Here is a 17,114-nt window from a genome sequence, read left to right as displayed (position 1 = left end):
GACTATTAGATCAATAAATCCCGGAGCTGCTAACGTTCGTGGTGATTCCTCAATGGTTGGGCATGCGTGGATTGAAATTAGTGAGTCTGCAAACTCTGCGACAGGAACGGCAGAAAGTTACGGCTATTACCCAGAAGTTCATTCGCCTTCAGCCCCGGGGGAGGTCCGTACAGATGATCGTGATAATTACCTTGGAATAGGTGATTCAAAGCAATTTGAAATTACGGAAGAGCAAGCTCAGGCAGTTCGTGATTATGCCAAGCTCGCTGACTATGGTTGGTATAATATAATTCCAGTAAATCCATTGTTTGATAATAATTGCGCTACGTTCGCGGTTGGTGCATTGAAAGCAGCAGGTATAGGCGTTGATATGCCGCTGAATGGGTTTATTCCTTGGCTTTTGCCAGTCAGGACAGGCCTTTTCTGCGAACTTAATCCCGAGATATGTGACCTTTTTAGTCGCGCCCGCACCACCGCCTCCCCGCTGGTCTTCGACCTCGACGGTGACGGTATTGAAATTGCCCAGCTTTCAGGAAATTCCCCGGTTCTTTTCGATCACGACGCGAATGGGGTAAAGACGGGCTCGGCCTGGCTGAAGAGTGACGATGCGCTGCTGGTGCTGGACCGGGATGGTAACGGGACGATAGACAGCGGCCGGGAACTGTTTGGCAACAACACGGTATTGGCCGGTGGTGGCAAGGCGGCGGATGGGTATGCGGCGCTGGGCGAACTCGACAGCAATGGTGACGGCCTGATCGATGCGCAGGATGCCCGGTTCGGGGAATTGAGGCTGTGGCGTGACCTGGATCAGGATGGGGTCAGCGATGCCGGGGAATTGTTCGGTCTGGCCGAACTTGGCGTGTCGCAGATCAGTCTTGCCAAGACGGCAGGCAACCAGCTGCTGGGCGATGGAACGCGGCTTGATGGTAGCGCTGGGTTTACGGTGAACGGCGAGACGCGCACTTATACCGATGCCTGGTTTGCCGAGAATGCGTTTTTCCGGGAATTCACGGATGCGGTGCCGTTGACCGCAGAAGCGGCGGCTTTGCCGGGGATGAAAGGCGCGGGCGCGGTGCGCGATCTGCGCGAGGCGGCGAGTCTGGATGCGTCGTTGGCGGCGCGGCTGGCGGGGATGCAGAACGGTGGTTGGGTGTCGCGGGAAGCATTGATGGGGCAGATGGATGCGCTGCTCAAACAGTGGGCCGATACGGCGGATTTCCAGACATCCCGGGAAAAGGCTCTGGCGCGGGGCGCACAACTGCTGTTCAAGCCGCAAGGTGTGACGGATATCGAAATGTCGGCGGTAAAGGCCGTGGAGACGTTGGGCATCGATAAAACCATGGTACTCCTGCAGGCTGGCGTCAGCGAGGAGCGCTATGCGGTCGTGTGGTCAGAAGTGCAGCGCTTTGGGGCGATGCTCGATACCCTGGAGGCATTCAACGGGCTGACACTTTATAAGTTTGCGTCGAACAGCATGAGTAGCGGGAACGGCGGGGTAAATCTGGCACCGGCGGGGAGCCAGACCCAGTCGACGGTGATCGTCATGGGACCGACTCCGGTAGTTGTCTCGATGGGGCCCAACCAGATGTCACTGCTGCTGCAAAGCTACGAGGCGCTCAGGCAGTCGGTGTATGAGGGGCTGGTTTTGCAGACGCGCCTCAAGGGATATCTGGATGTGATTTCGCTGAATATCGATGCCAGCGGTATTGCGTTTGATTTTTCGGGTGTGGATGCGTTGCTTGATGCGCAGTATGAGTTGAATGCGACGGAAGCTCTGGTCGATTTGCTCGACTTGATGAAGCGTTTTGGCGGTGGAGCCCAATTTGGTTGGGAAACCGGCCCGAGGCTGAACTCCTGGATGGCCGAGGTGGAAAGCCAGGGAGGCAGGGATGCAGTGCATAAAGTGTTTGCGGGATACAGCGGGATGGCTATGTCGGCGGGTAGCGATTTCTATGTGGCTTCTGCAACCGATAGCAATTTGAGTGCGGGCGAGGGCGATGACTTCGTGGTGGGTAATTCTGGAAATAACACGCTGTATGGCGGAGGCGGGAATGACACGTTGATTGGAGGGGCTGGCGACGACGTTCTGCGTGGTGATGCAGGAAATGACATTTTGTATGGCGGAGAGGGTAACGATACGCTCTATGGCGGTGATGGTAACGACCTTCACGACGGCGGTGCGGGGAACGACACGCATTGGGAGAGCCTGGGTGATGACGTGTATCTGTTTGGCCGGGGTGATGGTCAGGATGTGATCACGCAGTACTACAACAGCGGCGGGACGGATGTGATCCGGCTGAAAGCTGGGGTGGCTCCAGAGGATGTGAAGTTGTATCGGTCGAGCACGGTGAACGGGGGCTACGATCTGATCTTGAGCATTGTCGGGACGACGGACAGCATCCGGGTTCAGGGCTGGGTGAACAATCCGAGTGTACGGATCGAGCGGATCGAGTTTGCTGATGGGACGGTGTGGGATACGGATGTGCTGCTGGCGGCGGAGATATTGGGAACCGAAGGTGCAGACACGATGAGTGCGGCGTACTCGACGGGCGATGTGCTGCGTGGTTTTGGTGGAAATGATCGGCTCACTGGTGGTGGTGGCAATGATTTGATTGAAGGTGGCGATGGTGATGACACCTTGCACGGAGCCAATGGCAATGACGTTCTCGATGGTGGGGACGGTGATGACCTGCTCTATGGTGGTGACGGTAACGACATTCACGACGGTGGTGCGGGGAACGACACGCACTGGGAGAGCCTGGGTGATGACGTGTACCTGTTTGGCCGGGGTGATGGTCAGGATGTGATCACGCAGTACTACAACAGCGGCGGGACGGATGTGATCCGGCTGAAAGCTGGGGTGGCTCCAGAGGATGTGAAGTTGTATCGGTCGAGCACGGTGAACGGGGGCTACGATCTGATCTTGAGCATTGTCGGGACGACGGACAGCATCCGGGTTCAGGGCTGGGTGAACAATCCGAGTGTACGGATCGAGCGGATCGAGTTTGCTGATGGGACGGTGTGGGATACGGAAGTGCTGCTGGCGGCGGAAATCTTGGGAACCGAAGGTGCAGACACGATGAGTGCGGCGTACTCGACGGGCGATGTGCTGCGTGGCTTCGGTGGAAATGATCGGCTCACTGGTGGTGGTGGCAATGATTTGATTGAAGGTGGCGATGGTGATGACACCTTGCACGGAGCCAATGGCAATGACGTTCTCGATGGTGGGGACGGTGATGACCTGCTCTATGGTGGTGACGGTAACGACATTCACGACGGTGGTGCGGGCAATGACACGCATTGGGAGAGCCTGGGTGATGACGTGTACCTGTTTGGCCGGGGTGATGGTCAGGATGTGATCACGCAGTACTACAACAGCGGCGGGACGGATGTGATCCGGCTGAAAGCTGGGGTGGCTCCAGAGGATGTGAAGTTGTATCGGTCGAGCACGGTGAACGGGGGCTACGATCTGATCTTGAGCATTGTCGGGACGACGGACAGCATCCGGGTTCAGGGCTGGGTGAACAATCCGAGTGTACGGATCGAGCGGATCGAGTTTGCTGATGGGACGGTGTGGGATACGGATGTGCTGCTGGCGGCGGAGATATTGGGAACCGAAGGTGCAGACACGATGAGTGCGGCGTACTCGACGGGCGATGTGCTGCGTGGTTTTGGTGGAAATGATCGGCTCACTGGTGGTGGTGGCAATGATTTGATTGAAGGTGGCGATGGTGATGACACCTTGCACGGAGCCAATGGCAATGACGTTCTCGATGGTGGGGACGGTGATGACCTGCTCTATGGTGGTGACGGTAACGACATTCACGACGGTGGTGCGGGGAACGACACGCACTGGGAGAGCCTGGGTGATGACGTGTACCTGTTTGGCCGGGGTGATGGTCAGGATGTGATCACGCAGTACTACAACAGCGGCGGGACGGATGTGATCCGGCTGAAAGCTGGGGTGGCTCCAGAGGATGTGAAGTTGTATCGGTCGAGCACGGTGAACGGGGGCTACGATCTGATCTTGAGCATTGTCGGGACGACGGACAGCATCCGGGTTCAGGGCTGGGTGAACAATCCGAGTGTACGGATCGAGCGGATCGAGTTTGCTGATGGGACGGTGTGGGATACGGAAGTGCTGCTGGCGGCGGAAATCTTGGGAACCGAAGGTGCAGACACGATGAGTGCGGCGTACTCGACGGGCGATGTGCTGCGTGGTTTCGGCGGAAATGATCGGCTCACTGGTGGCGGCGGCAATGATGTTCTCGATGGTGGGGATGGTGATGACCTGCTCTACGGTGGCAGCGGTAACGACATTCACGACGGTGGTGCGGGCAATGACACGCATTGGGAGAGCCTGGGTGATGACGTGTACCTGTTTGGCCGGGGTGATGGTCAGGATGTGATCACGCAGTACTACAACAGCGGCGGGACGGATGTGATCCGGCTGAAAGCTGGGGTGGCTCCAGAGGATGTGAAGTTGTATCGGTCGAGCACGGTGAACGGGGGCTACGATCTGATCTTGAGCATTGTCGGGACGACGGACAGCATCCGGGTTCAGGGCTGGGTGAACAATCCGAGTGTACGGATCGAGCGGATCGAGTTTGCTGATGGGACGGTGTGGGATACGGAAGTGCTGCTGGCGGCGGAAATCTTGGGAACCGAAGGTGCAGACACGATGAGTGCGGCGTACTCGACGGGCGATGTGCTGCGTGGTTTCGGCGGAAATGATCGGCTCACTGGTGGCGGCGGCAATGATGTTCTCGATGGTGGGGATGGTGATGACCTGCTCTACGGTGGCAGCGGTAACGACATTCACGACGGTGGTGCGGGCAATGACACGCATTGGGAGAGCCTGGGTGATGACGTGTACCTGTTTGGCCGGGGTGATGGTCAGGATGTGATCACGCAGTACTACAACAGCGGCGGGACGGATGTGATCCGGCTGAAAGCTGGGGTGGCTCCAGAGGATGTGAAGTTGTATCGGTCGAGCACGGTGAACGGGGGCTACGATCTGATCTTGAGCATTGTCGGGACGACGGACAGCATCCGGGTTCAGAACTGGGTGAATAATCTGAGCGTACGGATTGAGCGGGTCGAGTTTGCTGACGGGACGGTGTGGGATACGGATGTGCTGTGGGCGGCGCCGTTCGAAGGTGGTGAAGGCGCCGATACGATCAGTGCTGCCGCGACGGGAAGTGTCTTGCGCGGGTTGGGGGGCAACGACACCTTGAAGGGTGGTGTCGGTTACGACATCCTGGAAGGCGGCGAAGGTAATGACATCTTGAGTGATACCTCCGGCAAGGGCTTGTATAACGGTGGCGCCGGCAATGATCACTTGACCGGCGGCTTGGCGGCTGAGATATACCTTGGCGGACAAGGCAACGATACGCTGGTCATTGGTGCTGGCGATGATGTCATCCTGTTCAACAAGGGCGATGGTCAGGACATCCTTGCCGCCGGCAGTAGCGGGAACGGAACGCTTTCGCTTGGTGGTGGTACGGCTTATGAGGATCTTTCCTTTGTTCGGGATAGTGATGATCTCGTCTTGAAGATCGGCGAGTCTGATCAGATCACTTTCAGCAATTGGTACGCTTCGACATCGTCGCGCCCGGTTGCCAGTTTGCAGGTGATCGCCGAAGCGATGGATGGGTTCTCTGCCGGCGGTAGCGATCCACTTCGCGATCAGAAGGTTGAAACCTTCGATTTTTCCGGTCTTGCCGACGCTTTCGATAGCGCGAGAACCGCCAATCCGGGGGTTACCTCCTGGGCTTTGAGCAACGCCTTGAGCGAATTCCATCTTGGTGGCTCGGATGCGGCCGCGATCGGCGGTGATCTGGCTTACCACTATGGCCGGAATGGTTCGCTTGCCGGCATCGGGGTGGATGCTGCGCTGGCGACGTTGGCAGACAGCAAACTGGGTACTTCTGCTCAGGTGCTGAATGCGCCGGCAAGTTTGCAAACTGGCGTTTTCCGCTTGTCCTAATCGGTGCGCTTCGGGAGGCGGCATTGAGCCGCTTCCCGGAATTTTCTGAGGCGGAAAATGTCTTTTTTGTTGCCAAAATCCGAGATTGACCCGGTTGAGTTTCGGGAGCCCTTGCTCCGCTTGCAGGAAACAGCACCGTCGCCGCTTGGTCGGAAAGTTCTCTGGGGTTTGTTGTTGTTTTTAGCTGCCTTGCTGCTCTGGGCGCTGATCGGGCGGCTCGACATCGTGGCGGTGGCTGAGGGCAAGTTGGTGCCCGAGAGTTACCTGAAGATCGTTCAGCCGGCCGAGGCCGGGATCGTCAAGGAAATTCTCGTGCGCGAGGGGGAAAGTGTCCGGGCTGGACAGGTGCTGATGCGGATGGATGCGCTCTTTTCGGATGCGGATGTACGTTCGATCGAGGCGGAACATCAGCGCAAGCGCTTGAATCTGCGGCGCATCGAGGCCGAATTGTCGGGGGCTGAATTCAAGGTTGAGGAGGGCGATCCGGCGGGTTTGGCTGAGGAGATCGCAGCGCAGTTTCTGGCCAACCGCAGTGCATTGGCCGCTGCCCTGGCCGAGGAGCGTTCGCGGATGATCAAGGCCGGTCAGGAAATGGCTGCCGCCGAACAGGTGAGGAAACGGCTGGAGGAAAGCCTGCCGTATTACCGCGAGCAGGACAAGGCCTACGAAAAATTGGTCAAGGATGGCTTTGCCGGGAGCCTGATGGGCAGCGACAAGCGCCGGGAGCGCCAGGAGAAGGAGCAGGAGTTGCAAACCCAGCGCTTCGTCATTGAGTCGGCAAGGGCAAGTATTTCGCAATCAGAGAAGCGGCTGGCGCAGATCGATGCCGACTACAGGCGACAACTGCATGCTGAACGTAACGAAACCCAGAGCGAATTTGACCAGTTGACCCAGGAATTGGCGAAACAGACCCATCGCCGGCAATTGCTCGAGTTGAAGGCATCGCAGGATGGTGTGGTCAAGGACCTAGCCACACACAGTAGTGGTACTGTCGTTCAGCCGGGCACGGTACTGCTATCGCTGGTACCCAAGGGGGAAATTCTGCGCGCCCAGGTGTGGGTCAGCAATGCTGATATCGGTTTTGTTCGGGTGGGTCAGCCGGTTAAGCTCAAGTTCGCCGCTTTTCCGTTTCAGAAATATGGGATGGTGACGGGGAAGGTTCTCCACGTCAGTGCGGATGCTGCCGATGCCGAAGCACAAGGGGAGCGCCTTGGTAACGGTTCACCGCTGGTCTACAAGGCCTTGATTGGCTTGGAACGGATGGCGCTGGGGATGGACGGCCAACATTTTGATTTGTCAGCGGGGATGCAGACAAATGCCGAAATCTGGCTGGGTGATCGTACGGTGATGGAGTATCTGTTGTCACCGGTGCGCAAGGCTTGGCATGAGGCAGGGCGGGAGCGCTGATTGGCACTGCCTGATAGGTCTGTATATATCTTATCGATATAACGAAAACATTTTTCATTCTTTCTGTGTGAGTCGGCGAGCGCTAATCTGTCGGCCTTGTTGCCTGGATCGCTCCCGATGTCTTTGCCCGAACACCTGCACGCCGCTGTCGTCGGCCTTGTCCTGATCGGTCTGTTCGCCGCCTTCGTGCGCGAATGGCTGAAGCCGGACGTGGCCGTCATGCTGGCCGTGGCCGTGCTGCTGGCGCTGGGGCTGTTGTCGGCCAAGGATGTGACCGGTGTGTTCGGCAACAGCGCGCCGATCACCATTGCCTGCCTGTTCATCATCAGCGGTGCGCTGTCGAAAACCGGCTGCGTCGACCGGCTGGGCGACTGGCTGGGGCATCTGGCCGGGCAGAGCGAGTTTCGCTTGTTGCTGGCCTTGCTGGTGGTAGGTTTGCTGGTATCGCCGTTCATCAACAATACGCCGGTGGTGATGGTGATGATTCCGGCGGTGATCGCCATGGCCGGGCGCTTCAATATCGCGCCGTCGCGGCTGCTGATCCCGCTTTCGTACGCGACCATCCTCGGCGGTCTGATCACCATGGTCGGCACCTCGACCAACATCCTCGTCGATGGCGTCGCCCGGGCGCACGGGCTGGCACCGTTCACCATGTTCGAGATCAGCGCGCCGGCGATCGTCATGGCGCTCGTTGGTTGTGCCTTCATGGCGCTATTCGCGCAGCGCCTGTTGCCGGTGCGCGAGACGCTGACGCAGCAATTCACCGGCAGCGGCGACCGGCTGTTCATGACCGAACTGTTCGTGCCGGCCGATTCGCACCTGATCGGCAAGACGCTCAAGGAAACCAAGCTGGCCAACGGCGTCATCCAGGTACTCAACCTGTGCCGGGGTGAAGAAGAGATTGCCAACCCGGACCCGGCGACGCGCATCGAGGCCGGCGACCGCATCGTCGTGCATAGCCGCAGCAGCGACATGATGGCGCTGCGCAGCACCGACCTGGTCGGTCTGCAGGTGCAGGCCGGGCAGCACGACCTGGAGACGCTGCGCCGGCGCGACGTGGTCATGGTCGAAGCCATCGTCGGCCAGACCTCGCGTTATGTGCTGCGCCCGATCCGCGACCTCGACCTGCTCGCCCGTTACGGCATCCACCTGATCGCCGTGCATCGGCGCGATGCGTCGTTTTCGCAGATCGGCGACGATTTCCAGTTGCAGGTTGGCGACGTGCTGCTGGTCGAAGGTACGCCAGCGCAGATCAAGCGTTTCTGCGACAACGGCGACCTGTTCGCCATCACCGAAGGCCGGCAGGTGACCAACCGCACCGCCAAGGCGCCGATTGCGCTGGCCACCATCGCTGGCGTCATGCTGCTGGCGGCGTTCAACGTGATGCCGATCGAGGGGCTGGCGATCATCGGCGCGGCCATCGTCGTCGCCACCGGCTGCATCCGCGCCGACGAAGCTTACAAGTCGATCGAATGGCCGATCCTGATCCTGATCTTCGGCATGCTGGCGATCAGCATCGCGATGCGCAATTCCGGTCTGGCTGATCTGCTGGCCACGCAACTGGTGGTACTCGGCGACGGCTTGTCGCCCTGGCTGATGCTGTCGCTGGTCATCCTGCTGACATCGATTGCCACCGAATTCATCAGCAACAATGCGATTGCCGTGCTGTTCACGCCGGTGGTCATCGGTGTTGCCGAACAACTCGGCGTCGACCCGCGTCCCTTCGTCGTCGGCGTGATGTTCGCCGCCAGTTGCAGCTTCGCCACGCCGATCGGCTACCAGACCAACACCCTGGTCTATAGCGCCGGCAATTACCGCTTCGCCGATTTCGCGCGCATGGGCATTCCGATGAATCTCATCTGCTGGGCCATGGCCAGCGTGCTGATCCCGCTGTTCTGGCCGCTGCACGGCTGAGCTTGTGGCATCATCCGGTTGAACCGACCGGAGGATGAAGTTTGGCCGACCTCGATGCCCTGACTGCGGAACTGCTGGCTTTCCGCGATGCCCGCGACTGGCGCCAGTTCCACACGCTGCGCCAGTTGATCGTCTCGCTCAACCTGGAAGCCAGCGAACTGCTCGAACTGACGCAATGGCAGAGCGACGCCGAAATCGACGCCTTGCCGGCCGATCCGCTGTCCGCCGAAGCCCTGCGCGACGAGTGTGCCGATGTGCTGCTCTACCTGTTGCTGATCGCCGACAAGACGGGGATCGACCTGCTCGCTGCGGCGCGCAGCAAACTGCGCAAGAACGCCGAAAAATACCCGGTGGACAAGGCGCGCGGTTCGCGGGCCAAGTACACGGAACTGAAATAGGCCGCCATGCCCAACACCGGTTTTTATCGTGACCTGACGCCGTTGCCCAGTTTCGAGGCGGCGATGGATACCCAGGCCCACGTCGATCTTCCGGACGACTGGTGGGTGGTGATCGCCGATGTCGTCAATTCGACGCAGGCGATTGCCGAGGGTGCCTACAAGAAGGTCAATACCGTCGGCGTGGCCTGCATTGCGGCGATTGCCAACATCGACCGGCGCCTGGAACTGCCCTTCATTTTCGGTGGCGACGGGGCGACCTGCGCGATTCCGGACAGCCTGCGCGAGCCGGCCATCGTCGCCCTGCGCGGCGCCCAGCGCCTGGCTGCCGACAGCTTCGGTTTGAAACTACGTGCCGGGCTGGTGCGTGTCAGCGACTTGCGCGCCGACGGGCAGTGGACGCGGGTGGCGCGGATCGCCTTGTCGCCGCTGGTGATGCTGCCGGTGTTTTCCGGGCGCGGCTGGGAAGCGGCCGAGTCGCGGGTCAAGGCCGGGCAGGGCGCGCTCATGGTCGATCCTGACGGGGGCCCGGCTGCAGCCAGTTTCGAGGGCTTCGAATGCCGTTGGCAGAACGTGCCGAGCTTCCGCGACGTCAAGCTGTCGCTGATCGTGGTCGCCACCTCGGCCGACGCGGCGAGCAACCAGCAGACCTACCAGCAGGTGCTGGCGACCATACACGAGATATTCGGCGATCCCGGCGCGCATCATCCGCTGCGCCTGGACGGTATGCGCCTTGCCTTCTCGCCAATGAGCCTGGCCGGCGAAACGATGGTGCGTACCTATGGCCGGAGTCTGCTGACGAAATTCGGCTACGCCCTGCGCATGCTGCTGCAGAATGCCGCCGGCTGGTGGCTGTTCGCGCGCAACATCGATACCAGGGCTGTGCGCTGGAGCCGTTACCGCGACGACATGGTGCGCAATACCGACGTGCGCAAGTTCGACGGTGCGCTGCGCATGGTGCTCGACGCCAGCGAAGCGCAGGCGGACGAACTCGAACGGCGGCTGGCGGCGGCACATGCCGCCGGGCAACTGGCCTGGGGCGTGCACAAGTCGCGCGAGGCGCTGATCACCTGCCTGATCGAGTCGCACGAAGGTCGGCACATGCATTTCATCGACGGCAGCGACGGCGGCTACGCGCTGGCGGCGCGTCAGCTCAAGGCTCGGCTGGCCGAGCGCGACTGAGCAATCAGCTCGACTGGCTTTCCAGTGTGTATCGGGCGCCCGGCCCCTGGGCCAGCAGCGCGGCCAGCGGCGGCAGGGTCTCGTGGAGGGTCTTTTCCAGCGTCCACGGCGGGTTGATGATGAACATGCCGCTGCCGTACATGCCGAAACCGTCGCGCGGCGCGGCCTTGACCTCGAGCGTGGCGTTCAGCCAGTTGGCGGCGCCCAGGCGCTTGAGCCGATCCGGCAGCTGGCGAGACTCCGGCTTGATCAGCATCGGGTACCACAGCGCGTAGGTGCCGGTCGGGAAACGTTTCATCGCTTCCTGCAGCCCCTTGATCACGTTGGCGTAGTCGTCGCGCGTTTCGTACGACGGGTCGATCAGCACCAGCGCGCGGCGCGGCGGCGGGGGCAGCAGCGCCTTCAGGCCGGCGAAGCCGTCGCCCTCGGTGATGCTGACTTGACGGCCGGCGCCACGGAAGCACTCCTGCAGCAGCTTGCCGTCACTGCTGTGCATCTCGTACAGGCGCAGGCGGTCGGATTCGCGCAGCAGCTGGCGGGCCAGCCAGGGCGAGCCCGGGTAGTGCTTCAACTGGCCGTCCGGGTTGAGCATGCGCACGAAGTCGAGGTAGTCGGCGGCGGCCGGCGGCAGGCCGGTGGCGTCCCACAGGCGGCCGACGCCGTCGCGCCATTCGGCCAGCTTGCTGGCGTGGGCGGAGTCGAGCGCGTAGCGGCCGGCACCGGCGTGGGTGTCGATGATCCAGAAGGGCGCAGGTTTTTCGCCCATGTACTGGGCGATCTGCAGCAGGATCAGATGTTTGAGTACGTCGGCGTGGTTGCCGGCGTGATAGGCATGGCGGTAACTGAGCATGGCAGGCAGTATACTTCGCCGCCATGCCCATATACGAAAGCATTTTCATCCTCGTCGTCGCGGCCTTGATCTGGTTCTGGCTGGATTCGCTGAAGGCCCGCGAGATCGGTACCCGCGCCGCGCAGGCGGCGTGTGCCGGCGAGGGGTTGCAACTCCTCGACGACACCGTGGTCGGCCGGTTGCGCGGCCTGGCCCGCAACGACGACGGCCACCTGCGCCTGCGCCGCAGTTTCGAGTTCGAATACAGCGACAACGGCGACAACCGCCGACGCGGCAGCGTCATCCTGCTCGGCCACGAAGTCGAGCTGCTGCACCTGCGTCCCAACCTCTACGAGATACCCAAGTCCAATGAAACCCGGCATTGAAGAAATCGAATTCCATGGCATTCCGGCCCTGCGCCTGATCGGTCCGCAAGGCAGCAGCGCCGTCATCAGCCGGCTCGGCGCCCAGGTCCTGTCGTGGATCACGCCCGACGGCCGCGAGCGCCTCTACCTTTCGCCGCAAGCCGTGTTCGACGGCAGCGTTGCCATCCGTGGCGGTGTTCCGGTCTGCTTCCCGCAATTTTCCGACCGTGGCGAACTGCCCAAACACGGCTTGGTCCGTACCCGCGAATGGCAGGTCAGTGCCCGCCGCAGCGGCGACGATTACGCCCTGGTCACGCTCGAAACCAGCGACGACGAGGCCACCCGTGCGCTGTGGCCGCATGCCTTCCGCCTTGAACTGACGCTGATGATCGAAGCCGACCGCATCGACCTCGAACTGTGCGTGGTCAATACCGGCGCGCGCGAGTTCGAATTCACCGCAGCCCTGCATACCTATCTGCGTGCGATCCAGGTCGAGGATGTCGCCCTTGAAGGCCTGCACGGCCACGATTACCGCGACGCGGCCAACGGCGACAAAGTCGTCCGCGAGACCGGCACCGAACTGCTGGTCGAAGCCGAAACCGACCGTGTCTATCGCCAGGTCCGCCGCCCGCAACTGCTGCGCGCCGGTAACCTCAGCCTGGGCATCCAGCAACAGGGCTTTCCCGATGTCGTCGTCTGGAACCCGTGGGTGGAAAAATGCGCAGCGCTCGCCGACATGCCGGCCGACGGCTGGCGCCACATGCTTTGTGTTGAGGCGGCGGCCGCCGATACGGTGCAACAACTGGCCGCCGGTGACGAGTGGTACGGAAGGCAGACGCTGGTCGCGGTGTAGGTCTTTGTCGTATTGCCGACCGCTTGTGCCTTTGCAGGTCATTGATTTCATGTGATTTGCCGGTGGTCCTGGTCTTGCTTTCCATGATCCATGGAGCTCGATCTGCCATCGGCCAGTGCCGACCCCGCTTTCCGCCGGATTCCACCGCATCTGCTCGACGGTTTCGTCGCGCACGATTTGCCGCGCGGGTGCCTGTTCGCGACCCCGGGCGATCTGCGCAACCAGGTACTGATCATCGAAAGCGGGCGCCTGCGGGTCTATCTGGCCGGTGAAAACCGCGAACTGAGTTTGAGTTTTCTCGAACCCGGCGACATCTACACGACGCACACGCCGACCTATGTAGAAGCCGTCGTGACGACCCGGGTCTGGCTCATGGAAACGGTGGCTTTTGCCCGCAAGCTGGCCAGCGATCCGTCGGTCACCCCGGTGATGATGCGCGTGCTCGGCCGGCTGCTGGTCAATGCCGTCAACCTGATCGAAGACCTGGCGTTCCGTGAAGTACCGGCACGCCTGGCGCGTTTCCTGACCGGCATGGCCGAACGGCGTGGGCGACCGCTCGACGGGGGCATCTGGCTGTTGCCGCTCGACCTCGGCACCGAGGACATCGCCAGCTTGCTCGGCTCGACCCGGCAAACGGTGTCGTCGCTGCTCAACCAGTGGGAACGTGAAGGCATCCTGCAACGCCAGGGGCGGCGCGTTTTCTACATCTACCAGCTCGATACCTTGCGTCGCCTGGGGACACCAATCTGAAAAACTGTCGGCCAGCCGACGGACCTCGTGCGCCTGCCGATTTACAGTGAGGGCGGTTTCACTCACGGAGGCATCCATGGAATCGACTCGGCAAATCCCCAGCCAGATAAGCACCGACCGCTACCTCACTTTCGACGGCATCGACTGCGCCGGCAACGCCCGGCGGGTGATGGGCTACATCGCCTGCAACGTGGCGGCGCAGGGCGGCGATCACCGTTTCTGGCATTACTTCATGGCCAAACGCACACCGAAAAGCGGTCCGGCACCGGACGATCTCTTCCTGGTGCATTCGCACATCAACCAGATTCGCGAATTCTTCGAGCAATGCGGTGACCGCGAAGCGCTCGAACTCCTGCTGCAGGTCGAGGAAGAGTGCTGCTGAGTCAGCCCAGCCAGCGGCTGGCAAAAGTTTCGGGGCTTTCCGGGCGGCCGAACTGGTAGCCCTGGCCTTCCTGGCAGCCGAGCTGGCGTAGCGCTGCCGCCTGAGCATCGCTCTCTATCCCTTCGGCGATGGTGCTCATGCCCAGCGTGCGGCCCATGGCGACGATGGTGGCAACGATGGCGTGGTCGTTCGGATGGTCCTGCATGTTGCGGACGAAGGACTGATCGATCTTCAGTTTGTCCGCCGGCAGTTGTTTGAGGTAGGCCAGCGACGAATAGCCGGTGCCGAAATCGTCGATTGCCAGCGTGAAGCCGGCGTCGCTAAGTTGCCCGGCGAGTTCGATGGCCAGGTCGATGTTGCGCATCATGCCGCTTTCGGTCAGTTCCAGTTCGAACAGTTCGGGTGACAGCCCGAAGCTGCGCACGCGTCTTTCGACCCATTGCGGGAAGGCGGCATCTTCCATTTGCTGGGCGGCGATGTTGATCGCCATGCGCCCCGGGAAACGTGCGCCGGCCGACTGCCAGGCCAGCAGTTGCCGGCAGGCGGCATCGATGACCCAGTGGCAGATCATCAGCATCATGCCGCGTTCCTCGGCAATCGGGATGAAGACGCCGGGGCTGATCGGGCCGTGTTGCGGATGTTGCCAGCGCATCAGCGCTTCGGCGCCGATCAGCGTCTGGGTGGCCAGGTCGAACTGCGGCTGGAAGACCAGCGACAACTGTCCGTCGTCGCTCTGCAGCGCGGCTTTCAGGTCGCGGGCGAGGGCGATGCGCTCGGCCAGACCGCTGCTCATGTCGGCGTTGTAGAACATGTAGCGCTGCGGGCTGCTCTTGGCCCGGTACATGGCGATGTCGGCATTGCGCAGCAATTCGTCGGGGGTCGCGCCGTCGTTCGGGAAGATGGCGATGCCGATGCTGACACCGAGCGAGAAGGTATGCCCGCTACTGGTCAGCGGCTCGTTCAGGGTCTGGCCCAGGCGTTCGGCGATGAAGGTTGCGCCGGCATGATCGGTGGCTGTCGACACCACGGCGAATTCGTCGCCGCCCAGGCGAGCCAGCAACTCGTTATGGCGCAGGACCAGGCGGAAACGGTTGGCGACTTCGCGCAGTACGGCGTCGCCGATTTCATGCCCCTGGGTGTCGTTCACTTCCTTGAAGCGGTCGAGATCGAGGAAGAGGACGGCGAGCCGGCTGTCGTTGCGCAGCGCCTGGCCGATCGACTGCTGCAGGCGGTCGAGGAAGAGGGCGCGGTTGGGCAGTTCGGTCAGCGGATCGTAGAGCGCCAGTTGTTCAAGGGCCTGTGCCGCCTGCTTGCGATCGGTGATGTCCTGCAGGCTGAATTGCAGCAGCAGATGGTCGCCGTGGTGGAAGGGCATGAGATGGACTTCGGCGTCCCAGTGTTCGCCGTCCGGGCGGCGGTGGCGCCATTCGAAGACCTGCGGGCCGCGCTCGATGACCTGACGGATCTTCTCCTCGCAGGCGAGATGGCTGAACGTGCCGTCAGGCTGATAGGGCGCCGAGACGTCGCGGACGCTCAGGCCGATGACGTTTTCCCGCTGGCCCAGCCGGTAGATGTCGGCCGCCGCCTGGTTGCAGTCGATGAAGCGGCCGTTTTGCGGATCGAGGACTACCAGCGGGATGCGCGAACCGAGGAAGAGCACCTTGTTGTAGGCCTCGCTGTCGCGGATCTTTTCCTCGGCATCGTGCAGGGCGGCGATCTTTTCCTGCAGCAGCCAGCGCATTTCCTCGTGGGCGTTGGCCAGTTGCCGGATTTCCTGGATCGGGCTGGCCAGCAGGGGTGGTGTGGCGAAGTCGAGCTGGCCGATGCGGCTGCTTGCCGTTGCCAGTTCTTCGAGCGGGCGGGCGATGCGCCGCGCCTGCTGGCGGACCACCCAGGTGGCGAGCACCAGCATGAACAGCAGGCCACCGCCGACGATGCTGCCGGCCGGCAGCCAGTCGGGGGAGAAGTCGCTGGACGGGGCCAGGGTGACCAGCAGCAGTCGGCTGTCGCCGAGGGGGTAGTCGGTAATGCGCGCGAACCAGTCGGTCCCGTTGACGGCAATCCGGTGGACGCGGGCATCCGGCTTGCGCAGCCATTCAGCAACGGCCCGGTCGAGTACCGGCAGGCCGAGCGCCGCATGCGGTTGCAGGGCATGTTTGAGCCATTCCCCGGTTTGCGTGCCGGACGGTGCGGCGGGCAGGGCCAGGGTGCGCAGATCGTCGGTCAGGACCAGGGCCAGACCGTTCTGTCCGACCTTCTCGTGCATCGTGGTCAGCGACAGGTCGCGCAGCATCAGGTCGATGCCGATAACCAGCGTCCGCTCGTCGTCGAGGCTGATCCGGCGGGTCGCGGTGATGCCCGGGTCGCCGGTGGTGTAGAAGGTGTAGGGCGCAGTCCAGCGGGTGCCGCTGCCGAGCATCGCCGCTTCGTACCAGCTGCGCCGGCGCGGGTCGTAGTCGAGGGTTTCCCAGTATTCGCGAACCTGGCCGCTGGCGTCGCGGTCGACGAAGCGATGCCGTTGCCCCCAGCGCGGCAGGTCGGTCAGCCGGTTGCGCCAGCCGCCGTCGGCGAGTTGCAGCAACATCCAGCCGTGGCCGTCGCTATCACCAGCGACGATGGAGGTGGCCTTGGGCTGCGCCTTCAGGATGGGTTCGAACAGACGGTTGAACGTCGCCAGATCGTCGATCCTGGGCGGGGCGTCGCTCAGCCAGCCGGCGGCCATTTCCAGCGCGTTCGCGGCCGGAGTCAGGCTTAGGTCGAGGCGGGCCTCAAGGCGCGTGCTGGCGCTGGCAAAATCGGTGGCGGCGACGCGTTCGGCCAGCGGGCCGAGCGCCAGAGCGAGAAAACCTGCTGCGACAAGCAACACCGCTCCCACAACCAGCAGGCCAACCCTGACCCGCAGGCTCTTGCGCAGTGGAACGGTCTTCTCGGCTGAGGGATTCACGGCATGCTGACTTCATCCGTATGCTTGTGAAAACAATATCACAAAGGTCATAGGCGGGTGATGACATTCGGGCGTGAAACTTTCTGTGGTTTCGTCCTGTCTGA

11 protein-coding genes are annotated in these 17,114 nt (G+C 61.8%); 9 read left to right on the top strand and 2 right to left on the bottom strand.

Going from position 1 to position 17,114, the window contains the following annotated elements:
* The first annotated feature begins 52 nt into the window (after positions 1–52).
* From AADV58_RS12190 to AADV58_RS12170, 5 genes are all read left to right on the top strand, one after another.
* Positions 53–5,989, top strand: a complete 5,937-nt coding sequence (locus AADV58_RS12190; RefSeq protein ID WP_341743319.1) for a calcium-binding protein — start codon at positions 53–55, stop codon at positions 5,987–5,989.
* A gap of 57 nt (positions 5,990–6,046) precedes the next feature.
* A complete protein-coding gene (locus AADV58_RS12185) occupies positions 6,047–7,396 on the top strand; it encodes an HlyD family type I secretion periplasmic adaptor subunit (protein WP_028994958.1) in 1,350 nt (449 codons plus the stop codon).
* A gap of 117 nt (positions 7,397–7,513) precedes the next feature.
* The gene (locus tag AADV58_RS12180) at positions 7,514–9,310 is read left to right on the top strand and encodes an SLC13 family permease (protein WP_028994959.1); all 1,797 of its coding nucleotides are present in this window, start codon (positions 7,514–7,516) and stop codon (positions 9,308–9,310) included.
* A 41-nt stretch (positions 9,311–9,351) separates the two neighbouring features.
* Positions 9,352–9,708: a nucleotide pyrophosphohydrolase gene (locus AADV58_RS12175; RefSeq protein ID WP_028994960.1), complete on the top strand. Its 357-nt coding sequence runs from the start codon at positions 9,352–9,354 to the stop codon at positions 9,706–9,708.
* A 6-nt stretch (positions 9,709–9,714) separates the two neighbouring features.
* Positions 9,715–10,887 carry a DUF3095 domain-containing protein gene (locus tag AADV58_RS12170; protein WP_028994961.1) on the top strand — a complete coding sequence of 391 codons (1,173 nt, stop codon included), beginning with the start codon at positions 9,715–9,717 and terminating at the stop codon, positions 10,885–10,887.
* Positions 10,888–10,891: 4 nt separating this feature from the next.
* Here the strand turns inward: AADV58_RS12170 and AADV58_RS12165 are convergent, their stop codons facing one another.
* Positions 10,892–11,737, bottom strand: a complete 846-nt coding sequence (locus tag AADV58_RS12165) for a 23S rRNA (adenine(2030)-N(6))-methyltransferase RlmJ (RefSeq protein ID WP_028994962.1) — start codon at positions 11,735–11,737, stop codon at positions 10,892–10,894.
* A gap of 23 nt (positions 11,738–11,760) precedes the next feature.
* On the opposite strand from AADV58_RS12165, the gene AADV58_RS12160 reads away from it, so the two are divergent.
* The 4 genes from AADV58_RS12160 (at position 11,761) to cowN (ending at position 14,066) form a co-directional block, all read left to right on the top strand.
* A complete protein-coding gene (locus tag AADV58_RS12160) occupies positions 11,761–12,102 on the top strand; it encodes a DUF3301 domain-containing protein (protein WP_028994963.1) in 342 nt (113 codons plus the stop codon).
* Complete coding sequence (locus AADV58_RS12155) at positions 12,086–12,934, top strand: D-hexose-6-phosphate mutarotase (RefSeq protein WP_028994964.1); 849 nt, start codon at positions 12,086–12,088, stop codon at positions 12,932–12,934. Before AADV58_RS12160 ends, AADV58_RS12155 begins: the two co-directional genes overlap by 17 nt.
* A gap of 90 nt (positions 12,935–13,024) precedes the next feature.
* Positions 13,025–13,684 carry a Crp/Fnr family transcriptional regulator gene (locus tag AADV58_RS12150; protein ID WP_051295370.1) on the top strand — a complete coding sequence of 220 codons (660 nt, stop codon included), beginning with the start codon at positions 13,025–13,027 and terminating at the stop codon, positions 13,682–13,684.
* A gap of 76 nt (positions 13,685–13,760) precedes the next feature.
* A complete protein-coding gene (cowN, locus tag AADV58_RS12145) occupies positions 13,761–14,066 on the top strand; it encodes a N(2)-fixation sustaining protein CowN (RefSeq protein ID WP_051295371.1) in 306 nt (101 codons plus the stop codon).
* A 1-nt stretch (position 14,067) separates the two neighbouring features.
* On the opposite strand, the gene AADV58_RS12140 is transcribed toward cowN, so the two are convergent.
* Positions 14,068–17,010 (bottom strand): bifunctional diguanylate cyclase/phosphodiesterase, encoded by a 2,943-nt coding sequence (locus AADV58_RS12140; RefSeq protein ID WP_051295372.1) that lies wholly within the window; start codon positions 17,008–17,010, stop codon positions 14,068–14,070.
* Positions 17,011–17,114 lie beyond the last annotated feature (104 nt).

The sequence above is a fragment of the Azonexus hydrophilus genome, assembly GCF_038368255.1.
In the GTDB taxonomy this organism is placed as follows: Bacteria; Pseudomonadota; Gammaproteobacteria; order Burkholderiales; family Rhodocyclaceae; genus Azonexus; species Azonexus hydrophilus.
The sequence above is the reverse complement of the archived record's forward strand: the minus strand, read 5'-3'. Positions and strand labels throughout refer to the sequence as shown.

What these genes read in the sequence shown, in the direction of transcription:
- AADV58_RS12190 (WP_341743319.1), top strand. Translation starts at nt 53, where the DNA reads ATGGTTGGGCATGCGTGGATTGAAATTAGTGAGTCTGCAAACTCTGCG.
- AADV58_RS12185 (WP_028994958.1), top strand. Translation starts at nt 6,047, where the DNA reads ATGTCTTTTTTGTTGCCAAAATCCGAGATTGACCCGGTTGAGTTTCGG.
- AADV58_RS12180 (WP_028994959.1), top strand. Translation starts at nt 7,514, where the DNA reads ATGTCTTTGCCCGAACACCTGCACGCCGCTGTCGTCGGCCTTGTCCTG.
- AADV58_RS12170 (WP_028994961.1), top strand. Translation starts at nt 9,715, where the DNA reads ATGCCCAACACCGGTTTTTATCGTGACCTGACGCCGTTGCCCAGTTTC.
- AADV58_RS12165 (WP_028994962.1), bottom strand. Translation starts at nt 11,737, where the DNA reads ATGCTCAGTTACCGCCATGCCTATCACGCCGGCAACCACGCCGACGTA.
- AADV58_RS12160 (WP_028994963.1), top strand. Translation starts at nt 11,761, where the DNA reads ATGCCCATATACGAAAGCATTTTCATCCTCGTCGTCGCGGCCTTGATC.
- AADV58_RS12155 (WP_028994964.1), top strand. Translation starts at nt 12,086, where the DNA reads ATGAAACCCGGCATTGAAGAAATCGAATTCCATGGCATTCCGGCCCTG.
- AADV58_RS12150 (WP_051295370.1), top strand. Translation starts at nt 13,025, where the DNA reads ATGGAGCTCGATCTGCCATCGGCCAGTGCCGACCCCGCTTTCCGCCGG.
- cowN (WP_051295371.1), top strand. Translation starts at nt 13,761, where the DNA reads ATGGAATCGACTCGGCAAATCCCCAGCCAGATAAGCACCGACCGCTAC.